We start from the raw sequence: 6,821 nt of genomic DNA, 5'->3' as shown, positions 1-6,821 counted from the left end.
TCGCCGTCCAGCAGTGGGGCCGCCCCCCGTGCCCGAGCCTGGGCCCCCGGGTCAGCCACGGCCGCCGGGTCGGGGTCGAGGTGCTCCCCATCGCGCAGGTCGAGCCCCCAGCGCTCGTTAACCTCGGAGGAGAGGGGACGGCGCCGCCCCGCCGGGGCGCTCCCGCCGGGCTGGGCGAGCTCCGCGCGCCCCCGGGAGGCACCGCGCGAGGCCCCCAGGGCGGCCATCACAGGCGCCGGCGCCTGGGGCAGCGATCTGGCATCAAGAGCCCTGAGCGCGGCGGCGGTGGAGTCGAGCATGTCGCGCGCGGTGCGGGCCTGGTCGGCCGCGGCGTGCAGGTCGGACAGAGCCTCGGCCAGGCGCAGCACCTCGATCACCAGCAGCAGCGCCGCCACACGGGCATCGGCCGCCGCGGCCGTGGCCAGGCGCGCCACCTCCATCAGGGCGTCGGGGGCCGGGCGCGCCAGGGCGTCGCGCCGATGGGTCTGCCCCTGGCGGCCCACCACGATCGCGGCCCGCTCCAGGGCCCGGCGCGCCCCCTGGTCGTCGCACGCCAGAGCCAGGGCCCCCAGGGCGCCGGAGACATCACGGCTAGCATCGGCCATCGCCACGGAGTCACGCGGGTCGATGCCGCGGATCCCGTCGGCCAAGATCTCCAGGCCGCGCGCCCGCTGGGCCACGCCCGCCATCGGCTCGTACCCGCCCGACCTGTCGGGCTGCTCACCCCACCAGGCGCCCCGCCACGCGTCGACCGCGCGCTGCGCGCCCTGGGGAGTGTCGGCCCATCGGGCACGCAGGCGCGGCAGCGCCAGGTCGCGCGCCACCCTGCCCCCGCCGTACCAGCACACCTCCTGCCCGTCGGGAACGTACAGCGCCACCGAGTAGCCCACCACGACGTCGCTGCGCCCCGGGGCGAACCTGGGGCGCACGCGGATCCCCATCGAACGCGCCCGCCACACGAAGTCCCCCTCGTCGCGCGCGCCGAGGGCCGCCGCGCGCAATCGCTTCTCCAGCTTGCTCCTGTCGGTCTCATCCTGCCCGCGCGCCACGCTGGCGCGAAGGTCGGCCGCAGAATCGGCGCGCGCCCCGCGCGCGTGCTCGCGCGCCTCGATCACATGCAGCCCATAGGCGCGCTCGATCCTGTTGACCGCCTTGGATGACTTGGTCTCGTCCTGCCACCTGCTCCACAGCGTCCCGTCGGCGCGCACGATATTGGCCACGATGTGCACGTGGTCCCCACCGTTCTTGGACGTCCCGTGGCGCACCGCCACCCACCGGCACGGCGCCTTGCCGTCGGCCCCACTCAAGCCCAGGGAGTCCATGAACTCCTGGGTGATGCGCCCCCAGGCCTCATCACTCAGCGCGGGCTCGTCGGGGCGCAAGCTCAACGAGCAGTGCCACACGTGGTTGCGGCCCCGGCCAACCACCACGACCTTGTCGAGCTCGGGGTCGTACTTGCGCACATCACCCATCGGCCGCTTGCCGTACTCGTCCATGTACTGATCGAGCCTGCGCGCAATCTCGTAGCCCTGCGCGCTCGACAACTCGGGCCACTCCCCCCAGCGTCGCGTGAAGAAGCCATCCCCACCCACCAGGTGCGGCGAGGTGTGCTCATTGGCCCGCCCCGGCCCCACCAGATACATCATGAGGCCCGCGGTGTTACCACCATCGACGATCGCCGCGATCATCGCATCCCCGCCAGCACGTCATCGATCTCATCACACACCCGCCCCACCCGGTCGACCACGGCACCGAAGTCGGCCGGAACCTCGGACACGGTGTTGGCGTGGCGGGCGATCTGGTTGATGTTGCGCGCGATCCCGACCAACTGCAGCCGGTAGTCCTGCAACGCCGCCACACGCTCGCGCGCCGCCCCCTGATCAACCGCCGGCCCACCGCCGGGGACCCCGATCGGGTGAAGCGCCGCATCCACCAACAACTTGGCCATCGACTCGCCCGTCACCCTCGAACGCAGCGCGAGCTCCTGCCTCTCCCCGGCCGTGAGATACACCGTCAACCGCTCACGCCGATCCCCGCGCGCACTGCGCGCCGAGCGACGCCGATCACGCCGCCCCTCCAACCCCCGACGAGGAACCGCACAAGCGGCGCCCACGGACTCGTCGTCGGCCACCGCGACACCTCCTCCCAACGCCCAGCGCAGCGACCCACCACAACGGTGGGACCACACGACAAGTGTGCCCCCCGCTGGACGCGACAGTCCAGCGGCAAGATAGTTAGTACCTGTACTAACTACCATCTTGCTCCGCTTGCGGCCCACCCCTCGTGGTGGTCACCCTCGCCGGGCCCAGGACGGCCCGGCCACCCCCCTGGACCACCCCTCAGACGCGCTCACAGCCCGCCTCGCGGCCGAGCGCCCCCATGGACCCCTCCCGCGCCGTCGCGGAGCCCCGCGACGCGACAGCCGGGCTCTCAGCAAGCCATCGCGGACCACGGCCCGACGGCCGCGCAGCATCACCCCGATCAACGGTCCGGTCTGGTCCGGGTCGAGCGCCCTCGGGCGCTCGCCGACCCACCCGCCATCGCCCCGGTCGCCGGTGTGCTCACACACTCCACGACAACGATGACAGGCCCCGCCCCCGGGGCGCCCACGACCATGGAGAGGACCGGCGACAATGGCCGCTATCAGCAATCCGCTCGACTCCCTGCTCAAAGCCGAGAACGACAGGGAGTCCGCCGCCCGCCGCCTGGCGGCGGCCCACGAGGAACTCGCCGGGGCCATCGAGGCCTACCGCGAAGCCTGGACCGCTGCCACCCGCGCCGGCTGGGCCGTCACCTCCCTCAAGTCGGCCAGGTTCGTCGACCCGGCCAGGCTCCCAAGGCCCACGGCCACCGGCCGCGCATCCACCACCACCCAGGAGTGAGCCATGATCAACGCCCGATCGATCCTCAACCCCGACGGCGGCGGCCACGTCGTCATCGCTGATGACCTCAGGCCCATCACCGCGCCCACAGGCTCCGCCTCCGACAGCACCGACCGTGCGGTCGTCCTGGACCGCGGCCGCGAGCAGATCATCAACTACATCAAAGCCGCCGCCCGCGACAACGAGGACACCATCGCCCTCCACGCCGACGACCCCAGCGGCCGCTTCACCGTCTACATCACCCCCGACGGCGCCATCACCGCCGACCCACCACCCACCCCCGAGCCCCTGCCCATCAGCCGACTCACGCCCCTGCACGACCACCACCACAGCCCCGACGAGCCCACCCACCGCGACACCACCAACGACAACCAAGAACCAACCATGACCACCACCCCCACCCCGGCCCGACCCGCGCCACCGACGCCGGCGCCCAGCCCCTTCGCCGACCCCACTCCACCACGCCTCGGCCCACCCGCCCGGCCCCACCCCGCCGCGCCCAGCGACCCACCAGCCACCAGTGCCGATCACGCCCCCGGGCGCGACCGCGCCCTACGCGCCACCATGCTCACCGAGCCAACCGCCCACGAGCGCGCCAAGCGCGGCCTGCGCGGCCGCCTCAACCGCCTCGGCCTGACCCTGCCCCCAACGGCATCGGAGCTCGCCGACCGCGCCGACACCGCCACCGCATGCCAGCACTGGCCCGGACCTCGCACCATCGCCGTCGTCAACGGCAAGGGCGGCTCCGGCAAGACACCCACCACCGTCCTCATCAGCGCCGTCCTGGCCCGCATGGGAGGCGGCGGCATCATCGCCGTCGACAACAACATCACCCGCGGCACCCTCGGCTGGCGCACCATCACCGGCCCCCACACCGCCACCATCGCCGACCTCGTCGCCAACCTCGACCGCCTCACCTCCTCCAGCGCCGCCGCCGCGGACCTCGCCGCCTACGTCCACCACCAACCCGCCGACCGCTACGACGTGCTCCGCTCGCGCCCCGAGGTCCTGGCCACCGAGCAACACTCCGACGCCGCCACCATCGGCGCCGTCCTCCAACTGCTCTCCCGCACATACCGCGTCACCGTCATCGACTCAGGCAACGACGAGTCAACCCCCGCATGGCGCGAGATGATCCACCGCGCCGACGCCATCGTCGTGCCCACCACCACCCGCGAAGAGCACGCCGAATCCGCCCGCCTCCTCCTAGCCGAACTCGCCACCCACGACCCCCACACCGCCCAACTGGCCGAACAAGCCACAGTCATCGTCTCCAGGGCCTCCAAAGGCGAGCCCGACCCACACCACCTCGTCGAGCGCTTCAAAACCATGACCCGCTCCGCCGTCGCCATCCCCTACGACCCCGCCATGGCCAGCAGACCCCTGCTCTGGGACAACCTCGCCCCCAACACGCGCCGCGCCTGGCTCACCGCCACCGCCCGCGCCGTCGAGCCCTTCAACCCCCACCGCTGACCGGGACGATCGGATAGGGCTGGGGCCCGCCGCTCGGCCTCGGCGGGCCCCACTCGATCCTTGAGCGGCCCAAAAAACAGGACCTACCATGACGCCCATGAACGACACTGCCGGCACCGCAAACGACTACCGCCCGCCACTGGCGCGCCGGTGGGACCACCTGGTGACGGCAGCCCTCGTCATCGCGGGACTCGCCTTACTCACCGGCATCGCGATGCTCACCTCCGTCCTCATAGGCAACCTCGACCTGGCCATCCTGCTGGGCGCCGGACTGGTCGCCCTAACCCACACGGAACTGATCCTGATACTGGTCGCCATGGCCACCGTCCGTCACCGACCACCCCGCTCGCGCGCCGAGCGCCAGGCCATGGACCCACCCACGCGACTAGCAGTGCTGCTGTGGCTCCTGATGATCCCCATCATCACCCTCGGAGGCCTGGTCCACGGCTCATGGTGGCCCACCGCGGCCATGGTCACAATGGCCCCCTGGGTCATAGCCATCGTGCGGGTGTCCACGTGGCCCGAACGCGACCCCTGGGAGGGCCTGTGAGCCCCACCCGCGCCATCTCCCGACAAGGCCTCAGGAGACAGCGATGAGGCCCCGCGGCCCCCACCGCCAACGCATGGCCCCTGACGAGCTGCACGCACGCAGAGAGGCCCTCGGCTACACCGGCGAGCAGCTCGCCGCCGCCCTGGACGTGACCATGCGCACCATCCGCAAATGGGAGTCCGGCTCCTCCCCCGTGCCCTACGCCATCGACAACAAGCTCGCAGCCCTCGAGGGCGCCACCCAGGCCGCCATCGCAGCCCTGGTCGCCACCCTGGAGACCCGGCCCCCCACCCGGCGCTCCATCACCATCGTCCAGGAGGGGGCCATCCCGCAGGCCGGCATCACACCTCCGCCCGGCGCCGGAGCGCGCTGGTGGCGCGCCATCGCCCTGGCCGCGGCCCGCCAGACCGGCGCCACCATCGCCCACCGACACGGGGGAGGAGCCGGACTCCCATTGACTAGGGCCTAAAATAGGCCCTACGATGAAGGGGTCATCCCAGGGGCCATCCAAACCCAGGGGCAACCGGCCGCAAGGAGACCCTATGCACCACGACGACTACGCCAGGGACAGGCTCTACCGCCTACTGGCGCTCATCGTCACCGGCATCGCCATAATGTTTATGGGGCAACTCGTGCTCAAGGAGGCCTCGTCCGTGAGCAATTTTTTCTCGGGCTCGCGCGAACCGGGCGCGGTGGTCGCCTATGAGACCGCCGCGCCCAACTATGCAGACACTGAGAGGACAACCGCAGTCGACCCTGGCCCCACCAACGGCGGCGCGAACTCCAAGGCCCTGACCGGCGGGGTGAGGATGATGCTGGTGGTCGTCGGCGGTGTCATCGTGATGGCGATCGGCGCTCCAGTGGCCTACCACACCTTCTCCAAGGCCCTGGAGCGGCGTCGCCAGGTGCGCGCCGACAAGCATCGGGCCGCCGCCGCCCTAGTCGAGCGCCGAGAGCAGTGGAGCGCCGTCGAAAAGCGGCACCAGGTGGTCCAGGACGCCTGGTTCGACGCCGAGATGGATGTCGTGACCACCATGCTCACCCGTCCCGCCCTGCTCGACCCCGCCGTGCCCGCTACCGGTCGCCTCATCGAGGCCCTGGAGAACGCCCGCGCCATCCACGCCGCCAGCGGCGGAGAGCCGCCCGCCGCCTGGCTCGACGGCATCAGCGACCTGGAGTCGCTGCCCTACTATCGAGCGGTGCTCGACCTGGAGAGGAACTGGCGTGCAGCCACGACGGCCGCCGACAAGGCCGGCCGGGCCATCCTCCCGCGCACCGAGCGGCGCATCCTGGCCGAGGTGGAGAGCCTGCTGGCCATCGCCACCGGCGGCGCGTCTGCCAACGAACGCGACACGGCCTACGCCCGCATCAAGACCCTCCTGGGCCGTATCAAGACCCTGCGGATCCCCGAGAAGGCATGGCAGGCCATCGATGCCGCTCACCGTCCCCAGATCGCCGCGGGCGTCAGCACCTGAGCCCAGTGCCCGCCCGCACCGGTTGAAATCCCGGCGAGCGCTGGCGCCCTGGGGCAGGATGGGCGGTATCCGTGACGCTCCCCGACGAGGAGAAGACCCCCGATGCCCACCGGCGCCCACCACAATGAAGGCACCTTCGTCCAGTTGAGCCTGGACGCCCTGATCGAGGAGGAAACCGATGACAGCGCTGGCAGAACCCGACACGACGCCCGCTCCCGGACCCGGCAAAGCGACGCCGGTGACGATGAGCGATCAGGACTCGATCGCGTTCTGGGCCCCCTGGGCGGCGGCCAACCCCGCCAAGGATCCCTTCTTAGCCTCCTTGATCCCCAGGTGGGACCAACTCATCGGCTACGACCCCCTGACGGGCCCCAGGGAGATGACCGACCCGATCCCCTGGGCCGAGATGGCGCCCGAGATCCCCGACGACCCGCGCCTGAT

General features: G+C 71.6%; 8 protein-coding genes. 6 read left to right on the top strand and 2 right to left on the bottom strand.

Annotated features, from left to right (window positions below):
• Both GVV76_RS10085 and mobC read right to left on the bottom strand, forming a co-directional pair.
• Positions 1 to 1,688: relaxase/mobilization nuclease domain-containing protein (locus GVV76_RS10085; protein ID WP_159626821.1), on the bottom strand; the 1,688-nt coding region annotated here is incomplete at its 3' end.
• The gene (mobC, locus tag GVV76_RS10230) at positions 1,685 to 2,131 is read right to left on the bottom strand and encodes a plasmid mobilization relaxosome protein MobC (RefSeq protein WP_201288259.1); all 447 of its coding nucleotides are present in this window, start codon (positions 2,129 to 2,131) and stop codon (positions 1,685 to 1,687) included. The genes GVV76_RS10085 and mobC, both read right to left, overlap by 4 nt.
• A gap of 502 nt (positions 2,132 to 2,633) precedes the next feature.
• On the opposite strand from mobC, the gene GVV76_RS10075 reads away from it, so the two are divergent.
• From GVV76_RS10075 to GVV76_RS10050, 6 genes are all read left to right on the top strand, one after another.
• On the top strand, positions 2,634 to 2,882 hold the full coding sequence (locus tag GVV76_RS10075; protein ID WP_159524297.1) for a hypothetical protein: 249 nt from the start codon (positions 2,634 to 2,636) through the stop codon (positions 2,880 to 2,882).
• A gap of 3 nt (positions 2,883 to 2,885) precedes the next feature.
• Positions 2,886 to 4,355, top strand: coding sequence for a hypothetical protein (locus GVV76_RS10070; RefSeq protein WP_159626819.1), 1,470 nt, complete (start codon positions 2,886 to 2,888; stop codon positions 4,353 to 4,355).
• Positions 4,356 to 4,452: 97 nt separating this feature from the next.
• Positions 4,453 to 4,905 (top strand): hypothetical protein, encoded by a 453-nt coding sequence (locus tag GVV76_RS10065; RefSeq protein ID WP_159626817.1) that lies wholly within the window; start codon positions 4,453 to 4,455, stop codon positions 4,903 to 4,905.
• Between the two features lie 73 nt (positions 4,906 to 4,978).
• Positions 4,979 to 5,374, top strand: a complete 396-nt coding sequence (locus tag GVV76_RS10060) for a helix-turn-helix domain-containing protein (protein WP_159626814.1) — start codon at positions 4,979 to 4,981, stop codon at positions 5,372 to 5,374.
• Between the two features lie 73 nt (positions 5,375 to 5,447).
• On the top strand, positions 5,448 to 6,380 hold the full coding sequence (locus GVV76_RS10055) for a hypothetical protein (protein WP_159626812.1): 933 nt from the start codon (positions 5,448 to 5,450) through the stop codon (positions 6,378 to 6,380).
• Between the two features lie 178 nt (positions 6,381 to 6,558).
• Positions 6,559 to 6,821: hypothetical protein (locus GVV76_RS10050; protein ID WP_159626810.1), on the top strand; the 263-nt coding region annotated here is incomplete at its 3' end.

Origin of the sequence: Actinomyces sp. zg296, from assembly GCF_009829695.1 — a bacterium.
GTDB classification, from domain to species: Bacteria; Actinomycetota; Actinomycetes; order Actinomycetales; family Actinomycetaceae; genus Actinomyces; species Actinomyces marmotae.
Note: the sequence above shows the minus strand (reverse complement) of the source record. Positions and strands in the feature narration are given on the sequence as shown.